This is a genomic window from Rhizobium sp. NFR07, from assembly GCF_900111905.1.
Taxonomy (GTDB): Bacteria; Pseudomonadota; Alphaproteobacteria; order Rhizobiales; family Rhizobiaceae; genus Neorhizobium.
This window is the reverse complement of sequence record NZ_FOKM01000020.1, coordinates 93,422-115,541: the sequence shown is the minus strand read 5'-3', so window position 1 is coordinate 115,541 and position 22,120 is coordinate 93,422. Positions and strand designations below refer to the sequence as shown.

The window sequence follows — 22,120 nt, the reverse complement described above, 5'->3', positions numbered from 1 at the left end:
TCGCTCAGCGGCGCGAAGGTGATCAATGCTCTGAAAGACGCCGGCTTCGAAGTCATGTAGGCCAGGACGGCGGACGAAGCTCTAGATATTCGGCGAGCAAGCCATCCACTTCCTGTTCACTAACGTCCAGATGCGGGTTATGGCGACCGCGGTCGATCTTGCCCATGAGGTTGCCGCTCGAATTTTGGAGGCTGGCATCATCGGCGCTTCTGGCCGCATCCCACAAACGGAAATCGAGCTCCCGTTCTCGGCAGACGCCGATGCAAGACGGATGAATGACGATTAGATCGTCAGTCAGACGGAGAGACGGTTCCCATCGATGGTCAGCGTCACCTGAGCTCCGCTCAGTGTCCAGTTGTATGCTATCGTCCCACCCAGATGAGCGGACATCGTTCGCATGAGCAGTCGGCTGCCATAACCGCCTTCCCCCTCAGGAGCGACGACCTCCGGACCGCCCTGCTCTGTCCATGTCAAAACCACGTCCTCGCCGGCATTTTTGCCCGAGAGATCTAGCGTCCCAGTCGCTGACGATAATGCACCGTACTTCAGCGAATTGGTCGCGAGCTCGTGAATGACCAACGCCAGCCCTGTTGCCGCGCCTTCACCGACGCCCATGCGCGGAACCGCCACTCTGATGCGCCCAGAAAACGCAGCGGTCTCGTCGTATGGCGCAAGCAGGATCGTAATTAGATCTCCAAGCAGCGCCGCCTTCCCCTGACCGCCAGGTAATGGGCGGACAAGGTCATGGGCGCGCCCTAGCGCGGTCAGGCGCTGGGTTAGCTGGGAGGTCATATCCGTTATCGAGTTCGCGGACCGCGAGGTAATCTGTGTGAGCCCGGTTGCGATGGCGAGCAGGTTCTTCACACGGTGGCTCATTTCACCTGCAAGAAGCTCGTGTCCTTCTTCGGCCTGCTTGCGAGATGTCACGTCGAGAAAAATGCCGGTCATTGATCGGGCCAAGATGTCTTCGTCGTTTCCTTGTCCGCGCGCCGATACCCAGCGGATATCGAGGCCACATAGTATCCGAAAATCGATCTCATAAAGTCCAACGACCGCACGTGTTGCGATGAATGCCGCTCTTACCCGGTCACGGTCAGCCGGGTGTATTTTTTCCGACAGATCCTCAAAGGACAGGGTGCCATCAATCCTGACGTCCCAAAGTTCGTACCCGCGTCGATCCATCACGAACGCGTCGGTATCGACATTCCATGTCCACAAAGCCACCCCCGCAGCCTTTATGGCGCGCTGGAGTTGACTTGAATTCCACTCTACGTTTTCGTCGTGATTGAGCAATGCCTAAACCTTGTAACTCCGTTCTGACGGCCGCGCTTCGCTGCCAAACCATCGGGAACAATTGCAATTTCGTATGCTTCCTTCGCCAGGCCTGCCTCCCGCAGCCGCACGGTATTTTGCCTCGCGATCCTGGACAATGGAGTCCAATTTCTCGATTGCTTAGTTACGTGCGAAAAACCGCGATTAAGTGTGGCTGAAGGCGATTTCTGCCTGATGCCCTGGATTTCAAATTGGTCTGTGCCATGGACAGAATCCTAGAGAGTACGCACTGAGTGTGAGCAACAAAAAAGGCCAGGCTATTCGCCCGGCCTCGTAGATAACTCGGTCTCGTCAGTGCCAGTACATCCGTGGTCACGGACGAACCCAGTTATGATTAGGCGGCCTGAAGGTTGCAGGCCGACATTTTGCCCGACTTCACGTCGCGCTCGAGTTCGTAGCCAAGCTTCTGACCTTCAACGATTTCGCGCATTCCGGCGCGTTCGACGGCCGAGATATGGACGAAAGCGTCAGCGCCGCCGTTGTCAGGCTGAATGAAGCCAAAGCCCTTGGTGGAGTTGAACCATTTTACTGTGCCTGTGGTCATGATGATGATCCCTTTCAAAGCATGATTGATCGACCGCGAAACCTGCGCTCCGCAGATGGAGGTGGCGATGTTTTTGAAAGGAAGGTTCGTTCAAAACGCGGTGCTAATCGCGCGGTAACCAAAGCTCAGCAAGCAAAATATCGATAAACCATAAATAGAGACGTCAAACATCAAAGTCAACCTTTAGTTTTAGCAGCTAGCTAGTGGCGCTTTTCCCCGCGCTATAACATCCGAACGAAAAATACACATCGACGACCACTACGAACGGCGTCGCTCGACTGTGGTTAGTCTCTCATTAAGAGGATGCACCTTGCAATCGGATAAATTGGCACGACCTAGGGTTATAGGAACAGGTTGTCTCAAGGTCGCTGTCGCCAAGGCGCAAAACCTTGCCCTAGCCTAGGACGACAGCATGTCTTCCATTCCAGCTGCTCGTTACAGATCGATAATGCCGGCTGCATGTTGGTCAGGTACGCCCTAAGGCCGCCGGTCTTCAGCAATAGATGCTGATGCAAGCTCCAAAATGGACCGCGACGTGTCGGGCTGCCGTTGGCAGAAAAAATTTTTGACGACGACATTTGGCCTCCAAACCCAAGGATTAGCAACATGAAGTCAGTGAACGAATGGCTCGACGATAAGTACGAGGAAATGGCCACCTCTCCAGGATTCTCCAGCGAGTCTGTTGATTTCGAGGAGCAGGCTCGCATCTTAATTAGTAAGGCCCAGACAGACGGCTACACTGCTCGAGACCTTGCGGATCATTGTGGGGGCAATGTCGTCGCTTACATTATGAACAGGGTCAACACGATGAACCGTGCCGAGGACCGCCGCGCAGTGGAGAACGCTCCTTACCGGAGGTGAGCATTGCAGCCGGCTTAGGTCCCATTGCTTTTCTGACAGAGACAGACGCCGGCTAAAGCCCTACGATAACAGCAACCATTCGGTGCTGTTCACATCAGCAACTGATGCTCGGGGTCATTTCTGATGACCTCAGATATCGCTCGACCTTTTGACAGGAGCAATCATGAGCCAAGACAAAATTGCGCAAGAAGCCATTGAGGAGACGAGAAAAGAGGTACCGATTGCCTCGCATAACCCCGCCGCAGGTCCTCATGCCAAGCAGCATTTGATGGACAAAAGCAAAACGCCGGGAACTGGTTCGTTGCCGGACGTTGAAGACGATAGCGTTTCGCCTGGCGGTGGTTGACGTTGAAGTGTCTCCTAAACACGAGAACGGGATCACTCAGCACATACAGCGAGCGCAACGCGCTTCTATTTTTTGACTGAATATAATTATTGTTCTCGGCGAACTTGGTCGGCTTCCTGCAGTTTGTCATGCGACCAATTAGCGACGGTCGTGACATCACAAGATATAGAGTCGGTGTCGTACTTCTGGACCTGCCAAGGGCTCGGAGGTCTGGCAATCATAATGGCTTGGCAAACGGGGGGGGCTGAGCCCCCCGGTCTTTAGCGTGATGCTTTGTAAAGTTTCTCAGCAATCTCGAACATTTCTTCCGGGGCATAGTCAGGCGTAAACGCCGATGGAACCCCGATAAGCTGCTGGATTTTTCCGCCTTCAGGCATGCCGTCGACGACCTCGAGCTCACCTGGTGGATCCGTTGGCAAAGCCACTTCACCATTACCCCAGATTCCCGACATCTCCCTGTAATCGCCTGGGCTGAACGTATAAAGACGGCGGTGAGAGCCCTCATCCAAATATTTCTGGCACTCGGGAATCTTATCGAGCGGAATATTCGGTGTCGGGAGGAATTTCTTGACGTCGACGCCGGTGATCTTTTCAAGCGCCAGAGCGTATGCGTGCGCGTGGACGGACCCACGCACAAGAAGATAGCCGCAGACTTCACGACCGGTCGGATCAGAGAGTGTCTCGTAGACCCGTAGCTTGTGAAGGCGCGCGCCGCATTCGAGGTGAAAGTTGTGCAGGAGGTCGACCACCACGTTGCCCGTGGTTGTGATGAAATCGTTATTCCATGAAACGCCGTTGCTATTGACGGGCGTCGCACCGCCGCCACCAGAAAGGAATGCCGCAGCGAGGCGAATATCTTTCATCCCTTCCCACGGAGCGCCAGAGATATCGCCTCCATCGCCTTCGTCACCGCCCGGAATGTCCGGACCATTATTGAGCATGGCAACGCCATTGCTAACGAGCTCGACGTGGCCAAGCTCCTCCGCCGTAATGCTGGCGACGAGGCTATAAAACGGCTTGAGCTTTTCCTTGCTGCGGAAATTGAAGCTTTGGAACATGTAGTTTCCGAGCGTGGACATTTCTCCGTACTTACCGCCGAGGAGCTCCTGTAGAGCGGCGGCGGCATTTGGGTCCGCGCGTGCTGGAGCTGGCAGGTTGGCCTGCAGCTGGTCTACTCTCATGAACATGTGCTGTTCCTTCTTGGTTGGATGAAGCCAACGAACAAGGCGACGTGGATCGAGTTCCCTAGCGCCAAAAAGAAAAAGGAAGGGTGGGCAACCATTGACGATCGGCGAACGCGCGCCTGCATCTCGTCAAATTGCACCAAAAAAGCGTGCGTTGGCATCCCATGCATATGGGCCTGGCGGCAAAATAGCATCGCGAACGTCCGTTTATCCTGGACAGCTCTCCGAATGGCCGACAAGTCTCGTCTCCGGTCGGAAAAGAAAGGACTTAAAGAAATAATGCAGGAACTCTCCTGAGATCTCTTGTTCAGAATCCTCGGCTTGGACAGACGGGTCAGACCACCGACTCCTCGGTAACCAAGAAAATAACCGCAACGCCTGAGAGGCTGTCCGAGAATTGAGTTGAGTGATCGGGTCGATGATGATTCCAAGATGGTGTTTAAAGCCAGAATGGAAGAGCCATGTGGAACCCGACCACCCGGCGGCAGTAGAGTCGCAAACAACCCCGATATGAAACCGATCTGACGGACAGCGAATGGGAGGTGCTCTCGCCGCTGTTTCCTCCGCCCGCGCGCAGAGGTCGCAAGCCAGTTTGGCCTGTGCGTGAGATCGTCAATGCCATCTTCTATGTTTTGCGCGGCGGCATCCCCTGGCGGCTTATCCCGAAAGACCTGCCGCCCAAGAGCACCGTGTTTGGTTATTTCTGCCGATGGCGCGATACTGGGCTGTTCACACGGATCAACCGTCGCCTCGTCACAATGGATCGCGAGCGGATCGGACGGCAGGCCTCGCCGAGCGCCGCTGTTCTGGACAGCCAGAGCCTCAAGACCACCGAGAGCGGTGGCCCGCGCGGCTATGATGCAGGCAAGAAGATCAAGGGCCGCAAACGGCAAGCAATGGTGGACATGGATGGCCGTGCACTTATTCTCGATCCTCAGCCTGCCGACATTCAGGACCGCGACGGAGCGATTCCTGTTCTGCGGGTATCCCGCAGGTCCTTTCCCTTCGTGGAGAAGGCGTTCGCCGACATGGGATATTCAGGCGACAGGCCGCAGAATGCGACGCTTGTCGATGTCGAGATCGTCCGCAAGCCCAAGGATCAGGTCGGCTTTGCCGTTCATCCCAAGCGCTGGGTCGTAGAACGCTTCTTCGCCTGGATCAGTCGAAATCGGCGACTGTGGAAAAACCCCGGAGGCGACGATAAAGTCCGCCGAAGCCTTCCTCTATGCTGCATCCATCATGACGCTGACCAGACGCATCGCACGGTCATAATGAACTCTCGGACGGACTCTGAGTTTACCGCGAAACTGCAAATCCGCGAGACCATCGCATTCGAAACGAAGAAAGCGGAATTTGTGGAAAAATTGCTCATCCTGACAATTGGCCCGAACACGTTCGTTGACCGCGAAACGGTCTATGCGTGGCGGGAAGCAGGAGTCGAACTGATTGGTCCCGTTCTGTCTATTAGTCAGATCTCTCCTGTAGCAGTTGCCTTAGTCGTGGGCGCGATAATCGACCTAGACCTGGACATTGACGCGCTCATCCTCCTTACCGATCAATTGGATGCGCTGGGAATCCCGGCCATCTTTGCGGGATCGCAGACAGGGAAGGCACAAACTAGCGGCTTCTGCATGTCACGCGAGCGCGAGGCGATCGCGGCGATTATGGCTGCGCTTCTCGCTCAGCATAAAGTGACAAAGCATTAACATATGTAATTGAGCGGCCAATAGGAGAATATACGCTGAGTTGTACCGACCGCAAGGCCGAACAGGAGGAGCGATCAGTGCAGGCAAATCCCGAATTATTTCCAACGGTCTTTTACCCCTCGGATATCCGGGCAATGGCGGCCGCGTATCGAGTGGCCGTGACTCGTCCGATTTGCGCGGATGTCGACCCTGTATTTCTTGCAAGGGCGGTGTTGCATTTCTACGGCCGAGGCCTTGTAGACCCTGACCGCCTCAGCGAACTGACGTGCAGCCTTGTAGGCAAACGCCGCGATGAGGGCCGGGAGGCTCATCGCACAAGCACACCAAAGGCGTCCGCTCTAGCACAGCCCGGATCCCTTCCTGTCCAGGACGGCGCAACCCGTGGAGGTGGTTCCAATGGATCGTAATACAAACGATGTTATACGCGCCGACATGATCAGGCTCATTCCTGAAATCCGGAATTTTGCGAAACGCTTCTCGAACAATCCCAACGACGTCGATGATCTCGTCCAGGAAACACTCCTGCGCGGCCTCGCCAATCTCGACAAGTTCCAGCCGGGCACCCGCATCAGATCGTGGCTGTTTACGATCCTTCGCAACTCGTTCTGCACTCGCTACCAACGAAGCGTGAGAGAAGCGCCCGGTCGTGAAGATTGTGTCTCGCTACAATCGTCTGTTCCTCCCGCGCAGGAATGGGCAATCCGGATGCAGGAATTCAACAGGGCTGTCGCAAACCTTTCGCCCGAGCACCGAGGGGCATTTGATGCGGTTCTTGTCGACGGCGACAGTTACGAGGCTGCGGCTAAGAGATGTGGATGCCCAGTCGGCACTATCAAAAGCCGGGTGAACCGGGCTCGACTAGTGCTCGCGCAGCAAACGAGTGGCGCCACATGATTCTTGCCCCGTATTCTGCCCGACCTATCATATGTGCTAGTGTCCGCCGGGGTTCGCATATCTAATCATCGCATCACCCGCACCTTGTTGGCCAGCTCGTGACAGAGAGACAATGCGCTCCCGCCATAGCACGGGAGCCTAGCCATATGCCGCGATACTTTTTTCACATTCTTAACGGCAAAGCGGTCATTGATGAAATCGGCCTTGAACTTACGAACTTGGACCAGATGCGCACTGAAGCGATTCGAGCCGCTGGGCAGATGCTGAGTGACGGCCAGCACAGCTGGAAAGGTCAAGCTTGGCAGATGGTCGTAACTGATCTCGACGCAACGATCGTTTTTGGCGTGAACTTCTCAATAGACCGCCACGGTCTTTAGGTTGTCGAATAGGCTAAGAGGAGTTCCTGGCACCTTGTAGTGGCCATTTCAGATGAAGGTAGCTTGCATCGAACTCGGCGTAGTCCTTGAGAACCGCGACGTCCGGAATGATGATCCTCTCATTTCGAAGTGTGACAAGTCCTGCTTCTCTCAGCTCTTTCAAGCTTCTGTTAACATGCACAATTGAAAGGCCCATGGTGTCGCTCAATTCCGATTGCGTGAGCGGCAATTCAAACGAACCATCGTCAGTTAGACCGACGGCCAGCATTCTCTCGTGAAGCTCACAGAATAAATGAGAGATCCTATGAGGAGCTGATCTCTGGCCGAGATTTACCAGCCATTCTCGAAGCGTAGCCCCATCGACAAGCGAACACATCCACAGGGCGCGCGTCAGAGAAGGACTGCGCTCCGTCAGTTCAACGATCATTGCGGGCGTGAAGTGAGCGACGCGGCAAGGGCTGAGGGTGCCTATGCTGTGGTCCATCTTCTTCAGTAAAGCAACATGTAGATCACAAAAATCGCCAGGTATGAGATAGGCAAATATCTGTCTCCGACCGTTGGAAGTCAGCTTGTACCGCATTGCAAATCCGTCGATGACTACCAACACATTTTCAGGGTTGTCGCCTTCACGAATGAGGTCGCAATCTGCACTGACCTGCTTTGCTCTGACGGAAATCTCAAGAAGCCACGCCCTATCATCTGGGGTTAGCTGCTCAAATCGGTCCAATTTCCTGACAAACGCGTTCGACAACGAATGCTCTCCCTCAATTTCTGGCGCGACCGACCGTGACGCTCGACTGATCAGAAATCTCGATCTGTATTAACTATGTAAAGGCGGTACAAAGGTTCCAGAACTAAGGTGCGCCATATGCCCCTTGCAAGGGGCTGTACCGGCTAGAACTCGGGCAGGTCCCATTCTAGCAGATAAGGAACCTGCCGTATCCGCCGCAAGGACTGTTCGTCGTCTCGGCGTTGGGGTGGAGGAACAGTGGGTCGCCTCGGGCGCGAAATGGCAGCCCAAGTCGTCATGAGAAATCGTCGCCGCTCTGAAGGAGATTGGGTTTGTGAGCGACCTCGCGGAGTACCGCGGAGACACGATGTCTCCCGACTTCAACTAACCATCGTGCCCGGTTCCGACTGTCACTGCTGATAAGGATTGAATGATGCATTACCCCCGTATACCAATGATAGCTGCTTTCGCCATCACATACTCCTTCACAACCTCTAGCATGCTTCCGGCCTATGCTCAGGACGCTGCGAGCACAGCGTTCGCTCAAAAGGCTGCGCAGTCCGACATGTTCGAAATCGAAGCGGCCAAAGTCGCCATCGCGCGTGGCAAGGATGATGCCGCCAAACGGTTTGCCCGCGACATGGTGATGGATCACACCAAGTCTTCTACGGATTTGAAATCGGCTGTCGAGGCCGAGAAAATCGAGCTCCCAACGGGCCTGACACAGGAAAACACCGACAAGCTCGCCGCCCTCGAAGCGGCGTCAGATGTGGATTTCGACCAAGCGTATCTGGCAACCCAGGTCGCGGCCCACGAGGAGGCTGTCGCCATGTTTACCTCGTATGTCAAGGATGGCCCTGACGGTCCTATTAAAAACTTTGCGACAGCAACGCTTGGGACGTTGAGGACACATGCGATCAAGGTTCACGGTTTGACCGATAACAAATAATCGCGCTCAAAGCGGTGGAACTTATTACGCGGCTACGTGTTCGATGGCCGCAATTTCAACCCTAGCAACAATGGAGCCTATGATGGCAGAGAAGAGTTTGGACGATCTGTTCCTTGATACGCTCAAGGATATCTATTTTGCCGAGAAGCAGATCTTGAAGGCATTGCCCAAGATGGCACGTGCCGCCCAATCCACTGAGGGCAAGCAAGCTTTTCTGACCCACAAAGACCAGACAGAAGGTCAAATCGAACGCCTCCAGCAGGTTTTTGAACTAATCGGCAAGCCCGCGCGTGGCAAGACTTGCGAGGCGATCCAGGGTATTCTGTCTGAAGGCGAGGAGATCATGGAAGAATTCAAGGGATCGCCCGCCCTTGACGCAGGATTGATCGCATCGGCGCAAGCCGTCGAGCACTACGAAATCGCGCGCTATGGCACGTTGAAAAGCTGGGCCAATCAGCTGGGCCTCGCGGACGCAGTCCCGCTGCTGGATGCCAATCTGCAGGAAGAATTGAAGACCGACGAGCTGCTTACCCAATTGGGGGAGGCCTCAGCCAATCCCAAGGGTGCCAAGAAAGTCGCTTAGATACTCTTCCGACCTCACTGATCAGAGGCCGCCGCACGGCGGCCTCTCTTTTTTCTGAAGTGCGTTCGCTCAATATCAAACTTGATTTCGAGGGCATGGAACTCCTTCCTTGGCTGCATGTTAGCGAGCTCCGAATATCGATAGCGATCCAGGAGAATTCCTATGACAGTTCCTATTCCAGCCCGTGATAGCGATAGCGGCTTCGCCTCTGGCGTAGCGTTGTATAAAATATCTTGGGGAGCGGTTCTCGCTGGTGTTGCGATCGCTCTCGCCGCCCAGTTCTTGCTTAACCTCCTGGGCGTTGGTATCGGTGCTGCCGTACTCGACCCGACCACCTCCGATAACCCGGAAGCGTCTACCTCTTCGATAGCAGGGGGCATTTGGTTCGTGCTTGCGGGGATCGTTTCAGCCTTCATTGGTGGCTATATAGCCAGCAGGATATCGGGGCGACCCGACAAGTCGACCGGTGGTTTCCATGGTCTGACGACCTGGGCTGTGACCACGCTCGTCGTCTTATTCATGTTGACCACGTCAATTGGCGCTTTGATCGGCGGCGCGTTTTCAGGGCTTTCGAGCGTTATCAGCGGAGCCGGACAAACGGCTGCGACCGCTGTGGCAGCAAGTGCCCCGGCGATTTCCAGCGCAACCGATCCGATGGCCGGAATAGTACGGCAGGTCCGCGGATCGACAGGAAATGATCCCAAGGCCCTGCAAGACGCAGCAGTTGCTGCTGTCCAGGCGGCCATGACGGGGGATCAAGCAGCGGCTGAGGACGCCCGGACACGCGCTGCCGATGCAGTCTCACGCGCCCAAGGTATCCCTGTGGATCAGGCCAGACTACAAGTCGAACAGTATGAGAAGACCTACCACGACAACATTGAAGCGGCCAAAAAGCAGGCCACGGAGGCCGCCGATATCGCTGCCACGACGGTAGCAACAGGCGCAATCCTTGGCTTCCTTGCCTTGGCACTCGGTGCTGCCGCGTCATGGTTTGGTGGGGTTTCCGGCACGAGAGGCATTTTAAGAACCGACGACAAGCGTCACATCGCAGGCGTCTAATAGCTGCTTTCGATGCGAAGCATGGTTCTGCAGATGGCGCCGATCATTTGGCACATCCCCGACTTCCCGCCGGGTCTCCGTTTGCCAAACTCCACCATTCACTTGGTCGCACTCTCGTACCCACCCGTAAATCCGCGCATTGGGCGCCGTTGACCCAATGTTCAAAAGGAGACATTCAAATGAAGGCACTTTGCTGGCACGGTAAGGGCGATATACGCTGCGACAGCGTCCCAGATCCCAAAATCGAGGATGGCCGAGATGTCATCATCAAGATGACTGCTTGTGCGATTTGCGGCTCGGATCTCCATCTCATGGACGGATACATTCCATTTATGGAAAAAGGCGACATACTTGGCCACGAATTCATGGGTGAAGTTGTCGATGTCGGTCGGGACAACAAAAAGCTCAAGGTCGGCGATCGCGTCGTTGTACCTTTCACGATCTGCTGCGGCGAATGCCAGCAGTGCTTGAAAGGCAACTGGTCGGTTTGCGAACGGACCAATCGAAACGCCGACAATGCTACGAAGGCCTTCGGATATCCAACGGCCGGCCTCTTTGGTTATTCCCATCTTACAGGCGCATATCCCGGCGGCCAGGCGGAGTACGTCCGCGTTCCCTATGCCGATGTCTCGCCGATTATCATTCCAAACGGTATGAGCGACGAGCAGGCTTTATTCCTTGGCGATATCTTTCCGACAGGTTGGATGGCGGCAGCCAACTGCGAAATCGAACCGTCAGATATCGTTGCCATCTGGGGCTGCGGACCCGTGGGTCAGTTCTGCATCAAGAGTGCTCTAATGCAAGGTGCCGCTCGCGTGATTGCGATCGACAATGTCCCCGAGCGACTCGCAATGGCTCAGGAAGCTGGCGCCGAGATCATCAATTTCGACGATGAGGATGCGACCATCCCAGACAGGATCAAGGAATTGACCGGCGGTCACGGCGCCGACAAGTGCATCGACGCTGTCGGCGCTGAATCCCATGCCACCGCATCTTTCGACGCCGTGATCGATAAGGTAAAAGCCGCGACACTGCTTGGGACCGATCGCCCTCACGCTCTGCGCGCCGCGATCATGGCATGCCGTCCGGGTGGTGTCGTCTCGGTCCCTGGGGTTTATGGTGGGTTTCTAGACAAAATTCCCTTTGGAGCAGCAATGAACAAAGGGCTGACCATTCGAACCGGGCAGACGCATGTCAATCGTTACTCGCTCGATCTCCTACGGCGCATCGAGGAAGGCGAGATCGATCCGAGTTTTATTATAACCCACCGTGCCAAACTTGAGGACGGTCCAGCCCTCTACGAAACCTTCCGGGATAAGAAGGATAACTGCATAAAAGTGGTTCTAACAGCATGAGCCGCGGTTCATGATGTATGATTGCCTGGTCATCGGCGGGGGACCAGCCGGTCTTACCGCCGCAATCTATCTCGCGCGTTTTCACTTGCGTGTCCTTGTCATTGATCGTGGCCAGGGACGCGCCATGTCTATTCCGATGACACATAATCACGCAGGTTATCCCGACGGGATCGCCGGCAGCGACCTGGTCATCATAATGCGCAGCCAGGCATCACGCTATGGCGCGGAGTTTCGGGTAGGAAACGTTACCTCCCTCACGGCCGGTCCTTCTGGCTTCTCGGCCTTAGCCGGCGGAAGACTTGTCCATGCGCAATCGGTTCTCTTGGCGACGGGTGTTGTAAACCACAGGCCGGCCATGGCGGAAAGCCTTCACAAGGAAGCTTTGTCGCGAGGATTGCTCCGATACTGCCCCGTCTGCGATGGATACGAAGTGACTGACACGGTTGTTGGCGTCATCGGTACCGGAGAGAACGGTTTCGCTGAGGCGACCTTCCTTCGAAGCTACACTCAGCACGTCACATTGATCTCACCGGAGGAGAACCATCTCCTATCCGACGAGCAGCTTTCGAGACTAGTTGCCTATAAAGTTAGACATGTGATCGGACCGATCAGTATGCTTGAAATCGAGGCCGACAGGATAGTCGCTGAAGTGTCAGGTCGAAAGCTGCCGTTTTCGTCGATATACGCGGCAATGGGATCGATGGCGCAATCTCAGTTGGCCAAAACTCTAGACGCTAGCCTCACCGATGCAGGCTGCATTCAGGTCGACTCTCATCAAAGGACGACCGTTGCTGGGCTTTATGCTGCCGGAGATGTGGTGCCCGGCCTTGATCAGATAGCCAGCGCCATGGGGCAGGCGGCGATTGCGGCAACAACCATTCGAAACGATATGAGCGCTTCGCGGACACTGTTGAGGTAGATATCGAAACACGGTTTCATCCGCTTTCGCCCCCCGGAGTTCACGACCTGTGATCGGGCAAAGATATTTTCTCAAGCCGCGGAACTCGTGAACCAATGGGATGTTCGACGTCTCTAACGAGGAGATGGAAATATGAGCAACCCAGAAGACGATGCCAAGGGCCAGTACGCGCCCTCGCAGGCAGACCGTAAAGCGACCGGCGTTCACAGTGCAAAACCTACCGTGATCACGGGTTCGGAAGATGCGACAGTTCATCGTGACCCACCTGGGAAAAAGCCTGAGAAGAATTTCGATCTGAACTACGATCCCGCCGAGCCAAACGAGCAGAATTCTCGCGGCTAGCAGTCATCATGAGCGGGAGCGAGAGCTACCTTCTCTCCCCAATACCGCCGCAAGCCGTTACGGGGCTTCGCGCATGCCGCATGCGAACACGAGACGGGATGTAACACTGGCATCGTTTCGTATCGTAATTGGACCGCACCATCCTTCGCACCGCGTAAAGTCTTGCGCGCTAAACGGAATTTCATCCACAAACTGAGGCAATTTAATAATGAGCGCGACTGGCACATCAGATCTACAGTCAGGCTCAAACGAAAAAGCTTGGCTGAAGATCCTCGCGAAATATCGACAGCCGGATGTTCGTCGCAGCGTCTACGAGCTTGCAGTAACAGTCGTACCGTTCCTGCTGCTTTGGCTCGGCACTTGGTTTGCCGTCTATTTTGAGTTCTGGCCAGGCCTGGTTCTAATCGTGCCGGCGGCCGGATTTCTGCTGAGGCTTTTCATGCTCCAACACGACTGCGGGCATGGCTCCCTCTTCGGTCGTCGTCGCTGGGACGACTGGACCGGAAGAGCGATCGGCGTCCTGACGTTGACACCTTACGATTACTGGCGTCGAGCCCACGCCGAGCACCACGCCTCGGCCGGCAATCTCGACGAACGCGGGGTTGGCGATATTACGACCCTCACTGTTCGCGAATATCATTCCCTGTCTGCACGGGGAAAGGTCGGTTATCGGATCTATCGGCATCCTGCCGTAATGTTCGGTCTCGGCCCGGCATTCCTGTTTCTGTTCAAACAAAGATTACCTTTCGGACTGATGCGCTCAGGCGCCCTTCCCTGGGTGTCGACACTCGCCACGAACGCCGTTGTTGCAGCGCTCGCTGTCGTGCTGATCTGGGCGGTGGGACTTGTACCTTTCCTCTTGGTTCATCTGCCAATCGTGTTGATTGCCAGTTCCGCCGGTGTCTGGCTTTTTTACGTTCAGCATCAGTTCGAGGATACGCACTGGTCGAGGCCGCCGGATTGGAATTTCCCTTACGCAGCTATGCATGGAGCGTCCTACTACAATCTCCCCGCGCCACTGCGATGGATCACTGGAAACATCGGAATGCATCATATCCACCATCTGTCGAGCAAAGTGCCCTTCTACAGATTACCCGAAATTCTACGGGATTACCCCGAACTGGCGAATGTGGGCCGGATCAGCCTTCGTGACAGCCTTGCCTGCGTGAAACTCGTCTTGTGGGACGAGAGGGCACAACGACTAATATCTTTGAAAGAAGCTCGGGCACAACAGACAGGTGCGCCACCAGCGTTGCCGCCTGAAGCCCGACGTTCCGAGAAAGGATGATAGCAGTGGAAAATCTGAAAGAATTTGCCACGAGTTCCAACGGTGACCGATGGTTCCTCGGACGTAACGAGCAGAGCAGTGAAGCTTTTGTTCTACATCGAGGAAATCCTGCGTCGGGTGGGCATGAAATACGAAGCACTGTCGATTCATTCTTGGCGCAAGAGCCGAGGGGACCACAACACGACAGGCTTGCCGCCGTTCTTGCAGCTATCGAAGCGCCAGAAACTGCGGACGGCGGGGAGGAGGAAAAGACTCCGTCTCTGAAATTGGCCGAGGAATATCTCCGGCTAGGCGGCAAACGGCGAGCTAAGGTCGACGACAACATCGTCAACACGCGGCTATGGGAGGACGAACCCAAGGAGGCTTCGGAATTCTGGGATATCAAGGTTGAGCCGATGGAGGCGAAGCAGCGCCGCGAGGTCGAACTCCATCTGCCCTCGATCAGCGATGACTGACTTCTCTATCCTGCTTTCTCGTTTAACATCTCCGCAAGGCGTTGCGCGTTCCTGATGGAATGGCCGTCGCGATCATTGTTGAGATACACCCAGACGGTTTTCGCAGACGAGCTCAAAATTCGGTCGGCCCAGACCTGCAGTTCTTGATCACTGTAGTCGTGACGATACCACTGGCTCACACCGTGAAAGCGGACATAGATGTCATCGGCGGTCTTTACGAGTTCGTCCGGTAACCTCGGGCCACTGCAAGAGCAGAATATTACACCCACGGACGAGAAAGCTTCGTACACCGTCGCATTCCACCAACTTTTATGACGAAATTCCACGACATTGCGACGCCGCGGATCAAGCTGAGAAAGGATCGAGTGAAGAGTTTCGGCTGAATATCGGACGCTAGGTGGGAGTTGGAACAGGAAACACCCCATCTGAGGCCCGAGCATATCCGCGATGTAACCAAAATCCCGGATCAAGGTTTCCGTTTCATCGAAACGCTTGATGTGGGTGATGAGCTCACAGACCTTGATCGAGTAAATGAATCCCGGATCGCCCTGGCGGATCCACGTCTTAACCGCACCCACTGTCGGCCAGGAATAGAACGGCGCGTTCAGCTCGACCGTTTTGAAACGGCCCTGGTAGATCGAAAACCATTGGCTCGATGGCACGTCGGAGGGATACATGGCCCCTTTCCAATGCCAGTAATACCACCCGGAGCAGCCGATATGGACGCATCCGGATACCGGGTCAGACGCCACTGGTTCGAGCGTGGGCCGCGATATGCGAAGTTCGTGCATTCTGGCTGCGCGCGTGACATTGGCATCGCGCTGTTTTTGACGGCGCTCGGCTCGTCGGATGCGGCGCACAGCGATCTCGTCTTCCGATAGTTCACTCACCGTGCTTCTCGCTGTCCCACAGGGCAAGAGCGGTCAGTCGCTATGATGACCCAGTGGGGAGTTGGCGTAATCCGACAACAGCGCAGCGACGGCATCGTAAATGGCAATCGCGCCAGCATTCCGCAGGAGCTCATCCGCAAACCCTCCGGACCGCAACGCCACTGTGGAAATGCCAATTTTGCGGGCCGCCTCGACGTCGTAGGGAGAATCCCCCACCACCATCACTTCCTCGGCCGTAACACCCTTCAATTTTGCCAGCGCGGTCGAAAAGATATCGGGAGACGGTTTGGTGTTTTCCACTTCGCCGCCACTTGTCGTGGCGGCCACGAGCTCCCTGATATTCAGTTCTTCCATATAGTGACTGAGATCATCCTGCGAAGCCGAAGAGGCCAGCACGACCTGCTGCTGACACTCACTGGAATGTGCAAGCAGCTCGAAAGCGTGCCGGAACGGTTTGACAGACGCGCGATACTTGCGACGGAAAATCTCGCCCTGCAACTTTCCCAGTTCCTGACATGTCGCGGCATCAAGGTCCGGCACGAGCGCGGGTATCAGCATATCGGCACCCTTGCCGATCTGAGCATGAATTTCCGGTTCTGAGAAGGTTATTCCGATGCTCTCAAATGCCTCGCGCCAGGCAAGCACGTGCAGGTCGTTGCTGTCCACGAGCGTGCCATCGATGATCATGTCCCAGGACGTGGTGTAGCTTAGACGACCACGGCTCATCCCAGAGGGCCGGATGAGTATCAGCTTGCTGCTGGCAGGCTGATGAGTGGATCATCGCTCATCGTGGCGATGGTTTCCAGTGTCATATAGCGAGATCGCTGGACGGCCCATTCATCGTTGTGTTCCAGCAGCAGCGCACCGACCAGGCGCACGATAGCGTCGTCGTTGGGGAAGATGCCGACGACCTCGGTCCGCCGCTTGATCTCGCCGTTCAGTCGCTCGATGGGGTTGGTCGAGTGAAGTTTGGCCCAATGCTGCTTGGGAAAGGTCATGTAAGCGAGTACGTCTTGTTCAGCGTTGTCCATGAGACTGGCGAGCTTCGGGACCTTTGGCCTGATCTGGTCGGCGACGTTGCGCCACTGAGTGCTTGCCGCCTCCGGCGTGTCCTGAGCGAAAGCCGTGGCAATGAAGGCGGAGACGACGCGCCGTCCGCTCTTTCCAGCATGGGCCAAAGCATTGCGCATGAAATGGACCCTGCAGCGCTGCCAGGTGGCGCAGAGCACCTTCGATACTGCGGCTTTGATGCCCTCATCCGCATCTGAGATGGCGAGTTTGACGCCACGCAGACCCCGCCTGGTCAGCTTTCGAAGAAACTCGGTCCAGATCGCCTCGGCCTCGGACGTGCCGATCTCCATGCCGAGCACTTCGCGTCGGCCGTCGGTGTTGACGCCGACGGCAATGATGACAGCAACAGAGACGATGCGCCCGCCACGCCGGACCTTCAAATACGTCGCGTCAATCCAGAGGTAGGGCCATTCGCCTTCGATAGGCCGGTCGAGAAAGGCCTTCACCTTCTCGTCGATCTCCTCGCACAGCCGGGAGACCTGGCTCTTGGAAATGCCCGACATGCCCATGGCCTTAACGAGGTCGTCAACCGAGCGGGTCGAAACACCCTGGATGTAAGCCTCCTGAATGACAGCCGTCAGAGCCTTCTCCGCCATCCGGCGCGGCTCCAGGAAGCTCGGGAAATAGCTGCCAGTACGAAGCTTGGGAATACGCAGCTCGACGGTGCCCGCCCGTGTCTCCCAGTCCCGGTCGCGGTAGCCGTTGCGCTGGGCAAGTCGGAAGCCATTCTTCTCGCCATAGCCCGCACCGGTCTTCGTGCCGACCTCCAGCGCCATCAGCTTCTCGGCAGCAAAGCCGATCATCTCGCGCAGCAAATCGGCGTCGGCGCTCTTCTCAACGAGTGAGCGCAGGTTCATCATGTCGTCGGTCATCGGTGGTGTCCCTCAGGTTGGCTCTAAGCAACCCGACCCTACCGGAAATCACCGATGGCTATGAAATCCAGCTACACCACTCCATGGGACACGATCCCATCGATATCGAAAAGGATTGCCTTGACCAGCATTTGAGATCCCTATCATCTAATTTGTTTCAGATATCCGCGACGGTTGGCGTGACGGTTTCGTAACTGCGCAGACGGCTAGGCATGGCCGGCGCAAAAGTCGTCATCTTCAACACCAGTGTAATATTTTGTCTTCGCTTGCCGTATTGAAGCGAGATGGACGGAGAGCGCTGATCGAAAAGCCAGTATCTCTTGCCGTCGTATGTGGGCCGCAGCAGCACGTAACAGCATTTTCGAACTTTCATCGACCATGAGACCTTCTTGTCCACCAATCACGAGGGCAAATTTGAGCAGAGCTGTTAGTTTCAGGTATGCATAGCCTTGGACAAATAACTTTGCCGGACGGTTGATACCCATCTCGATACTAAGAGGATGAGGGTGGCTTTCTGCCCATTGCCTTATCTATGCCCTTCTTCGCCTCCTCTGCGAGTTTTTTGCGATTTTCGTCAGCGTTCTCGCCAGTTCTGCCGGCATCGCTTTCCGCGTCAGGCTTTTTATCGGTCATTGGTTCACCTTTCATCGCGGTGCGAACCGCCGCGGGCAGCCATAGTTCCACAAGCGCTCATGATATTTTGAGGTGATGCGAGAAGTTTCGGCTGTTGAACACACACCGCGGGATCACGACAATAGGCTGGTAGGCGTCTTAACCGGCTAGTGACTACTGAACAGTCAAAGTGTCGGTCGCAACAACCCTTCAGCGACTGCGACAACGGCTCACGAGCTGCGGGTCAATTTTTGGGGAATGTGGATATCGATACGAAGTCCACTGTCACGCCAGTTCCAGGCCACCTGCCCATGAAGTTGTCGTTCGACGAGAGTTCGTACAATCTTGGTGCCGAACCCTTCATTGGGTTTATCGCCGCGGAAATGTTGGGTTTCCTCGGCCCAAGTAATTTTGACGCTGCCACCCGGCTGAATGTCCCATGCGACGGCAACAGACCCCCTACCGACGGCCGCCGTCCCATGCGTCAGCGCGTTGGTTGCCAGTTCATGGAAAGCGAGAGAGAGAGGCTGCACGGCGTCCGGCGTAATAAAAAGGACAGGCCCTTTGAATTCACAGACATTCTGCTGGGGATCCGGAACCTGCGCCAGGATCAGTCTACGAAGGTCGACAGCAACCCAACCTGCTTCGGAAAGGAGAGTGTGCGCCGTTGAAATCGCATGAACGCGGCGCTGCACCGCAATGGCATAAGCCGCCGGCTCAGTTGCTCGGCTTAGACGCACAATGCTTTCCACAATCGCGAGGGCATTTCGCGCTCGATGATCAACCTCCATGAACAACCGACGCTCGGAGGCCTCGAGTTCCTTCATCTTCCGGAAATCAGTCACATCCAGCTGAGAGGCGAAGTAGTAGGCAAGCTGCTGATCGTCATCTCTGATCGGGCTGATATGCAACTCGTTCCAGAACGCCGTTCCGTCTTTCTTATAGTTCAGAATGTCGACCGTAGCCTCAAGCTCACTGGCTATCGCATATCGAAGTTGGTCGACAACAGTTCGATCCGTATTCTCTCCCTGCAGAAACCTGCAGTTGCGTCCAAGTACCTCTCTACTCTCATACCCCGTCAGATTGAGAAACGCCTTGTTGGCAAGAATGATCGGGTGATCGGGATGGCGGGCATCAGTGAGGACAAGCGGCATACGCGTTCTCTCAAATGCAGCGGCGGATAGCTCCTTGTAATCACGAATCCCCTGTGGAGCAGCGGCCGTAGGCTTGTCGCCATGGACTGGGCTATCTGGCACATGCAACCTCATTCAAATGCTGAGCGAGTAACTCCACAACGAGGTTATTGTTTCATGGGATATTTTAGGCCCGCATCACCAGGAGTACCATTGCTCCAGCAAGACCCTTGGCCCAGGAATCAGCGTTGACTGCCAGTTAGGATCTGATTGATGGCTTCGGCTCATGAGGATCGCAGCGTCACCGCCGACGCAACTGACTTGCTCTTGAACCGATACGAACCGTCGACTCCCTATTTCAACCGTGTGCGGGATAACAGTTGTGACAACTTACAGTGTTTCATCTAGGTGCTTACGGGACGCCTAATATCCGTGACGCCCTCCTGTCGACTTCCGGGATTGAAGGTGAGGCTCGGACGAGAATTGATCGCCCAAGCCCCAGCTGACTAGAATTCCTGCACTGTGGGACGGATCACAATCGCATTGATATCGACGTCATCGGGTTGCTCGATTGCAAAGGCAATGGCACGCGCGACGGACGATGCCGGGATGGCCTGTTCGTAGAAGCCGTGCACCGTATCGCGCGCGGTGCCCGTCGTCCCCAGCTTCAAATCGCTCTCAACGGCGCCCGGTTCAATCGAGGTGACACGAACGGCATTTCCGACTTCCATGCGCAGCCCCTCTGAGATCGCGCTGACCGCAAACTTCGTGCCGGAATAGACGGTACCGCCCGGCGCAAAGACTTTGATGCCTGCGACAGAGCTAAGATTGATGATGTGGCCGCTCTGCTGCGCGAGGAACATGGGCAAGGCGGCGGCGATCCCGTAGAGGGTGCCCTTGATGTTCACGTCGATCATCGCGTCCCACTCGTCCGTGTTGACTTCAGACATTGGCCGGATCGGCATGATGCCCGCATTGTTTATGATCACATCGAGGCGGCCGAAGTCTTGAACCACCGCGTCGACGACAGCCTTGACCTGATGCTTGTCGGTAACGTCCATCACGTACGCCCGGATGTCACCGCCCTGCGCTGCGATTTCGGTACGGACCGCATCGAGCTTGTCTTCGCGCCTTGCCGCGATCGCAACCTTTGCGCCCTTTGCCGCCAGAGTTCTGGCGACCTCCGCTCCAATGCCTGTGCTGCCGCCAGTGATGAGAACGACTTCGCTTTCAATCATGATCTTTTCCTTGAGTTTGGTGAGGTTATCGCCACCCGCGAGGCAGCCGTTTGATGCGGGCTTAGGCCAGCTATTTGGGGAGAATGTTATGCTTGTGCGCGACGGTGGTGATGCGGCAGCAGGAAGGGTGAGAGAGCGAACATCAGCAGTGCCACAGCAGCGAGTACCCAGAGAGGGAGCCTGAAGTCGCCAGTGGTGTCACGAAGGATCCCCAGCAGCAGCGGGCCAAGCGCCCCGGCAAAATAGCCAATCCCCATGACGAACGCCGTCCAGCCATTGGCGTCGTGGGCATCCGCCGCGTTGTCGAGGGGCAGGATCATTGCGAGCGTGAATGATCCGCCCACACCGAAAACAATCATCGGAATGAAGAAAAACGGCAGGAGGTTTGGCGAAATCGCGACGGCTGCCGCGCCGACAAGGGCCAATGCCGCGAACAGGGCGATCACGATGCGACGGTCATCATTGCGGCTGATCAAGCCGGCCAATGGATTGGCGACCATGAAGGCAGCAGTGAAGCCTGCCAACAGAAGCCCCGCAGCGGTGGCACTCATGCCCAATTCACCGAATATTGGCGCTGTCCACGACACGAACCCGAAGAACAGGATGTTGTTGGCAGCAAAGTAGAGGGCAATCAGCCACGCAACAGGATTGGCTATAGGAAGACGGCGCCGCGCCGATGTTGACGTTTCGTTGACGAGCGCCCGTGTTCTACCTTCAGCAGCAGAGACCATGATCCAAGCGGCTATGGCCGTGAGGGAAGGAATTGCAAGGATGCCGTCAGCGAACCTCCAGCCGCCGCTCAGATTTGCAAGCGGTTCGGTCAGGTCGGCGGCAAGCGTACTTCCAAGGCCCAGTGACGATGCGTAGATCCCCATCAGAACCGCTGCCTGCTTCGGAAAACTCTTCTTTGCGAAGCCTGGGATTAATGCACCTGCGATCGCAATCCCCGCTCCTACTCCCACAGTGGAAGCCAGAAGCATGAGGACCGAGCCGGAGAAGGCGCGCAGGATCGTCGTCAACATCAAGACGATCAGCGCGGTCAGAATGACCCTGTCGCGGCCAAATCGGTGGGCGAGCCAAGGAGTGGGAAACGCAAGCAAACCCATCAGCATTGCAGGAATGGCTGTCAGCAGGGATGCCTCGGCGTTGGACATCCCAAACTCCTGGCGGATATGGGGCAGCAGCGGTCCGATCGAAACGATCCCCGGACGAAGATCGATGGCGACCAGCACGATCGCAGCGACAGTGGTGGCGAACGAAAGCGCCGGGCGGGTGAGTGCTGCCGGAACGTCTGCCGTGGCAGCATCAGCCTGAACAACCCGAAGACGATAGTGGGCCAACGGGCGGGTGGAAAGAATATGCGTCATCGCGGATCTCCAA

Annotated in this window: 26 protein-coding genes; 15 read left to right on the top strand and 11 right to left on the bottom strand. The window is 55.9% G+C overall.

The features are described from left to right. Positions 1-139 precede the first annotated feature (139 nt). Positions 140-286, top strand: coding sequence for a hypothetical protein (locus tag BM216_RS34325; protein WP_177230956.1), 147 nt, complete (start codon positions 140-142; stop codon positions 284-286). 8 nt (positions 287-294) lie between these two features. On the opposite strand, the gene BM216_RS29665 is transcribed toward BM216_RS34325, so the two are convergent. Continuing rightward, positions 295-1,293: a sensor histidine kinase gene (locus tag BM216_RS29665; RefSeq protein WP_244530371.1), complete on the bottom strand. Its 999-nt coding sequence runs from the start codon at positions 1,291-1,293 to the stop codon at positions 295-297. 373 nt (positions 1,294-1,666) lie between these two features. After that, positions 1,667-1,876, bottom strand: a complete 210-nt coding sequence (locus BM216_RS29660) for a cold-shock protein (protein ID WP_093002983.1) — start codon at positions 1,874-1,876, stop codon at positions 1,667-1,669. Positions 1,877-2,482: 606 nt separating this feature from the next. Here BM216_RS29660 and BM216_RS29655 point away from each other — a divergent pair. Together BM216_RS29655 and BM216_RS29650 are read left to right on the top strand one after the other, a co-directional pair. Beyond that, on the top strand, positions 2,483-2,737 hold the full coding sequence (locus BM216_RS29655; protein WP_093003394.1) for a hypothetical protein: 255 nt from the start codon (positions 2,483-2,485) through the stop codon (positions 2,735-2,737). A 163-nt stretch (positions 2,738-2,900) separates the two neighbouring features. Then, complete coding sequence (locus BM216_RS29650; RefSeq protein WP_093003392.1) at positions 2,901-3,083, top strand: hypothetical protein; 183 nt, start codon at positions 2,901-2,903, stop codon at positions 3,081-3,083. Positions 3,084-3,343: 260 nt separating this feature from the next. Here the strand turns inward: BM216_RS29650 and BM216_RS29645 are convergent, their stop codons facing one another. Continuing rightward, positions 3,344-4,270 (bottom strand): manganese catalase family protein, encoded by a 927-nt coding sequence (locus tag BM216_RS29645; protein WP_093003390.1) that lies wholly within the window; start codon positions 4,268-4,270, stop codon positions 3,344-3,346. Between the two features lie 518 nt (positions 4,271-4,788). Between BM216_RS29645 and BM216_RS29640 the strand changes: the two genes are divergently transcribed. From BM216_RS29640 to BM216_RS29625, 4 genes are all read left to right on the top strand, one after another. Further along, positions 4,789-5,539 (top strand): IS5 family transposase gene (locus BM216_RS29640; protein ID WP_143102903.1). Its coding sequence is split into 2 segments (ribosomal slippage): positions 4,789-5,445 and positions 5,447-5,539, totalling 750 coding nucleotides; the frame shifts between segments, so codons are not numbered across the junction. Beyond that, entirely contained in the window at positions 5,539-5,973 is a 435-nt protein-coding gene (locus tag BM216_RS29635; RefSeq protein ID WP_093003388.1) for a hypothetical protein, read from the top strand. Before BM216_RS29640 ends, BM216_RS29635 begins: the two co-directional genes overlap by 1 nt. A 396-nt stretch (positions 5,974-6,369) precedes the next feature. Further along, positions 6,370-6,867, top strand: a complete 498-nt coding sequence (locus tag BM216_RS29630) for a sigma-70 family RNA polymerase sigma factor (RefSeq protein ID WP_210217083.1) — start codon at positions 6,370-6,372, stop codon at positions 6,865-6,867. Positions 6,868-7,013: 146 nt separating this feature from the next. Beyond that, the gene (locus tag BM216_RS29625; protein ID WP_093003386.1) at positions 7,014-7,244 is read left to right on the top strand and encodes a DUF6894 family protein; all 231 of its coding nucleotides are present in this window, start codon (positions 7,014-7,016) and stop codon (positions 7,242-7,244) included. 13 nt (positions 7,245-7,257) lie between these two features. Here the strand turns inward: BM216_RS29625 and BM216_RS29620 are convergent, their stop codons facing one another. Then, entirely contained in the window at positions 7,258-7,995 is a 738-nt protein-coding gene (locus BM216_RS29620) for a Crp/Fnr family transcriptional regulator (protein WP_093003384.1), read from the bottom strand. A 409-nt stretch (positions 7,996-8,404) separates the two neighbouring features. Here BM216_RS29620 and BM216_RS29615 point away from each other — a divergent pair, with 409 nt between their 5' ends. The 8 genes from BM216_RS29615 (at position 8,405) to BM216_RS34870 (ending at position 14,924) form a co-directional block, all read left to right on the top strand. Next, positions 8,405-8,923 carry a DUF4142 domain-containing protein gene (locus BM216_RS29615; RefSeq protein ID WP_093003382.1) on the top strand — a complete coding sequence of 173 codons (519 nt, stop codon included), beginning with the start codon at positions 8,405-8,407 and terminating at the stop codon, positions 8,921-8,923. 82 nt (positions 8,924-9,005) lie between these two features. Further along, positions 9,006-9,506 carry a YciE/YciF ferroxidase family protein gene (locus tag BM216_RS29610; protein WP_093003380.1) on the top strand — a complete coding sequence of 167 codons (501 nt, stop codon included), beginning with the start codon at positions 9,006-9,008 and terminating at the stop codon, positions 9,504-9,506. 162 nt (positions 9,507-9,668) lie between these two features. Continuing rightward, positions 9,669-10,565 (top strand): PhnA-like protein, encoded by an 897-nt coding sequence (locus BM216_RS29605; protein ID WP_093003378.1) that lies wholly within the window; start codon positions 9,669-9,671, stop codon positions 10,563-10,565. Between the two features lie 179 nt (positions 10,566-10,744). Further along, positions 10,745-11,920, top strand: coding sequence for a zinc-dependent alcohol dehydrogenase (locus BM216_RS29600; protein WP_093003376.1), 1,176 nt, complete (start codon positions 10,745-10,747; stop codon positions 11,918-11,920). A gap of 10 nt (positions 11,921-11,930) precedes the next feature. Next, complete coding sequence (locus BM216_RS29595) at positions 11,931-12,839, top strand: NAD(P)/FAD-dependent oxidoreductase (protein ID WP_348272029.1); 909 nt, start codon at positions 11,931-11,933, stop codon at positions 12,837-12,839. Positions 12,840-12,971: 132 nt separating this feature from the next. Continuing rightward, positions 12,972-13,181 carry a hypothetical protein gene (locus BM216_RS29590; RefSeq protein WP_093003374.1) on the top strand — a complete coding sequence of 70 codons (210 nt, stop codon included), beginning with the start codon at positions 12,972-12,974 and terminating at the stop codon, positions 13,179-13,181. 208 nt (positions 13,182-13,389) lie between these two features. Further along, the gene (locus BM216_RS29585) at positions 13,390-14,469 is read left to right on the top strand and encodes a fatty acid desaturase (protein ID WP_093003372.1); all 1,080 of its coding nucleotides are present in this window, start codon (positions 13,390-13,392) and stop codon (positions 14,467-14,469) included. 5 nt (positions 14,470-14,474) lie between these two features. After that, positions 14,475-14,924, top strand: a complete 450-nt coding sequence (locus BM216_RS34870) for a hypothetical protein (RefSeq protein ID WP_244530390.1) — start codon at positions 14,475-14,477, stop codon at positions 14,922-14,924. A 5-nt stretch (positions 14,925-14,929) separates the two neighbouring features. On the opposite strand, the gene BM216_RS29575 is transcribed toward BM216_RS34870, so the two are convergent. The 7 genes from BM216_RS29575 to BM216_RS29550 form a co-directional block, all read right to left on the bottom strand. Further along, positions 14,930-15,814: a DUF72 domain-containing protein gene (locus tag BM216_RS29575; protein WP_093003370.1), complete on the bottom strand. Its 885-nt coding sequence runs from the start codon at positions 15,812-15,814 to the stop codon at positions 14,930-14,932. 33 nt (positions 15,815-15,847) lie between these two features. Further along, on the bottom strand, positions 15,848-16,501 hold the full coding sequence (locus tag BM216_RS29570) for an HAD family hydrolase (RefSeq protein ID WP_177230971.1): 654 nt from the start codon (positions 16,499-16,501) through the stop codon (positions 15,848-15,850). 59 nt (positions 16,502-16,560) lie between these two features. Further along, positions 16,561-17,757 (bottom strand): IS256 family transposase, encoded by a 1,197-nt coding sequence (locus tag BM216_RS29565; protein ID WP_093003366.1) that lies wholly within the window; start codon positions 17,755-17,757, stop codon positions 16,561-16,563. Positions 17,758-18,249: 492 nt separating this feature from the next. After that, the gene (locus BM216_RS34320; RefSeq protein WP_177230970.1) at positions 18,250-18,390 is read right to left on the bottom strand and encodes a hypothetical protein; all 141 of its coding nucleotides are present in this window, start codon (positions 18,388-18,390) and stop codon (positions 18,250-18,252) included. A 209-nt stretch (positions 18,391-18,599) separates the two neighbouring features. Further along, positions 18,600-19,637 carry a blue-light-activated histidine kinase gene (locus tag BM216_RS29560; RefSeq protein WP_093003364.1) on the bottom strand — a complete coding sequence of 346 codons (1,038 nt, stop codon included), beginning with the start codon at positions 19,635-19,637 and terminating at the stop codon, positions 18,600-18,602. A 371-nt stretch (positions 19,638-20,008) separates the two neighbouring features. Then, entirely contained in the window at positions 20,009-20,740 is a 732-nt protein-coding gene (locus BM216_RS29555) for an SDR family oxidoreductase (RefSeq protein ID WP_093003362.1), read from the bottom strand. A gap of 86 nt (positions 20,741-20,826) precedes the next feature. Next, positions 20,827-22,107 (bottom strand): MFS transporter, encoded by a 1,281-nt coding sequence (locus BM216_RS29550; protein WP_093003360.1) that lies wholly within the window; start codon positions 22,105-22,107, stop codon positions 20,827-20,829. Positions 22,108-22,120: the final 13 nt, after the last annotated feature.

What these genes read in the sequence shown, in the direction of transcription:
- BM216_RS34325 (WP_177230956.1), top strand. Translation starts at nt 140, where the DNA reads ATGGCGACCGCGGTCGATCTTGCCCATGAGGTTGCCGCTCGAATTTTG.
- BM216_RS29660 (WP_093002983.1), bottom strand. Translation starts at nt 1,876, where the DNA reads ATGACCACAGGCACAGTAAAATGGTTCAACTCCACCAAGGGCTTTGGC.
- BM216_RS29655 (WP_093003394.1), top strand. Translation starts at nt 2,483, where the DNA reads ATGAAGTCAGTGAACGAATGGCTCGACGATAAGTACGAGGAAATGGCC.
- BM216_RS29650 (WP_093003392.1), top strand. Translation starts at nt 2,901, where the DNA reads ATGAGCCAAGACAAAATTGCGCAAGAAGCCATTGAGGAGACGAGAAAA.
- BM216_RS29645 (WP_093003390.1), bottom strand. Translation starts at nt 4,270, where the DNA reads ATGTTCATGAGAGTAGACCAGCTGCAGGCCAACCTGCCAGCTCCAGCA.
- BM216_RS29635 (WP_093003388.1), top strand. Translation starts at nt 5,539, where the DNA reads ATGAACTCTCGGACGGACTCTGAGTTTACCGCGAAACTGCAAATCCGC.
- BM216_RS29630 (WP_210217083.1), top strand. Translation starts at nt 6,370, where the DNA reads ATGGATCGTAATACAAACGATGTTATACGCGCCGACATGATCAGGCTC.
- BM216_RS29625 (WP_093003386.1), top strand. Translation starts at nt 7,014, where the DNA reads ATGCCGCGATACTTTTTTCACATTCTTAACGGCAAAGCGGTCATTGAT.
- BM216_RS29615 (WP_093003382.1), top strand. Translation starts at nt 8,405, where the DNA reads ATGATGCATTACCCCCGTATACCAATGATAGCTGCTTTCGCCATCACA.
- BM216_RS29610 (WP_093003380.1), top strand. Translation starts at nt 9,006, where the DNA reads ATGGCAGAGAAGAGTTTGGACGATCTGTTCCTTGATACGCTCAAGGAT.
- BM216_RS29605 (WP_093003378.1), top strand. Translation starts at nt 9,669, where the DNA reads ATGACAGTTCCTATTCCAGCCCGTGATAGCGATAGCGGCTTCGCCTCT.
- BM216_RS29600 (WP_093003376.1), top strand. Translation starts at nt 10,745, where the DNA reads ATGAAGGCACTTTGCTGGCACGGTAAGGGCGATATACGCTGCGACAGC.
- BM216_RS29595 (WP_348272029.1), top strand. Translation starts at nt 11,931, where the DNA reads ATGATGTATGATTGCCTGGTCATCGGCGGGGGACCAGCCGGTCTTACC.
- BM216_RS29590 (WP_093003374.1), top strand. Translation starts at nt 12,972, where the DNA reads ATGAGCAACCCAGAAGACGATGCCAAGGGCCAGTACGCGCCCTCGCAG.
- BM216_RS29585 (WP_093003372.1), top strand. Translation starts at nt 13,390, where the DNA reads ATGAGCGCGACTGGCACATCAGATCTACAGTCAGGCTCAAACGAAAAA.
- BM216_RS29570 (WP_177230971.1), bottom strand. Translation starts at nt 16,501, where the DNA reads ATGATCATCGATGGCACGCTCGTGGACAGCAACGACCTGCACGTGCTT.
- BM216_RS29565 (WP_093003366.1), bottom strand. Translation starts at nt 17,757, where the DNA reads ATGACCGACGACATGATGAACCTGCGCTCACTCGTTGAGAAGAGCGCC.
- BM216_RS34320 (WP_177230970.1), bottom strand. Translation starts at nt 18,390, where the DNA reads ATGACCGATAAAAAGCCTGACGCGGAAAGCGATGCCGGCAGAACTGGC.
- BM216_RS29560 (WP_093003364.1), bottom strand. Translation starts at nt 19,637, where the DNA reads ATGAGGTTGCATGTGCCAGATAGCCCAGTCCATGGCGACAAGCCTACG.
- BM216_RS29555 (WP_093003362.1), bottom strand. Translation starts at nt 20,740, where the DNA reads ATGATTGAAAGCGAAGTCGTTCTCATCACTGGCGGCAGCACAGGCATT.
- BM216_RS29550 (WP_093003360.1), bottom strand. Translation starts at nt 22,107, where the DNA reads ATGACGCATATTCTTTCCACCCGCCCGTTGGCCCACTATCGTCTTCGG.